General features: G+C 65.0%; 1 protein-coding gene. It reads left to right on the plus strand.

What is annotated here, in order from left to right; genetic code table 11:
• Nucleotides 1-113: 113 nt before the first annotated feature.
• On the plus strand, nt 114-1,045 hold a 932-nt coding region (locus EOD07_RS35525), incomplete at its 3' end, for a peroxidase family protein (RefSeq protein WP_348627803.1).

A 1,045-nucleotide genomic window follows, 5' to 3' on the forward strand; every position in this document is an offset into this window, starting at 1 on the left:
GGCCGGCCTAGTCTGGAATCGTTCCAGGTTGGCGGCTAATGGCCGCCCCGAATTTTTCGGGAACCTCGGCGAAAATTCAACCTCGGCAAAACCTCGGCAAATCGGAGACTAAGATGGACGCGAAAACCGACGACAAAAGCGCTGGCAAATGCCCCGTGGCGCATGGATCCGCCGGCCGGGCCAACCGTGACTGGTGGCCGAACCAGTTGAACCTTCAGGTTCTTCACCAGCATTCCAACCTCTCCGATCCGATGGGCGAGGCGTTCGACTACGCCAAGGAATTTGAAAGCCTCGATCTCGATGCGGTGATCAAGGACCTCACCGCGCTGATGACGGATTCGCAGGACTGGTGGCCGGCCGACTTCGGCCATTACGGGCCGCTCTTCATCCGCATGGCCTGGCACAGTGCCGGCACCTACCGCATCGGCGACGGCCGCGGTGGCGCCGGTGCCGGCCAGCAGCGTTTCGCGCCGCTGAACAGCTGGCCGGACAACGTCAATCTCGACAAGGCCCGCCGGCTGCTATGGCCGATCAAGGCGAAATACGGCCGCAAGATCTCCTGGGCCGACCTTATGATCCTGACCGGCAACGTCGCGCTTGAATCGATGGGCTTCAAGACCTTCGGCTTCGCCGGCGGCCGCGCCGATGTGTGGGAGCCGGAACAGGACATCTACTGGGGCCCCGAAGGCAAGTGGCTTGCCGACGAGCGCTACAGCGGCGACCGCGACCTCGAGAACCCGCTCGGCGCCGTGCAGATGGGCCTGATCTACGTCAATCCCGAAGGGCCGAACGGCAATCCGGATCCGCTCGCCGCCGCTCGCGATATCCGCGAGACCTTCGCCCGCATGGCGATGAACGACGAGGAGACCGTGGCGCTGATCGCCGGCGGCCACACCTTCGGCAAGACCCACGGCGCGGGCGACGCGGCTTTGGTCGGCCCGGAGCCTGAAGCTGCCGATATCGAGCAGCAGGGACTCGGCTGGGCCAATAAGTTCGGCACCGGCAAGGGCGGCGACGCCATCGGCAGCGGCCTCGAGGGGATCTG

This window comes from Mesorhizobium sp. M2C.T.Ca.TU.002.02.1.1, from assembly GCF_003997225.1.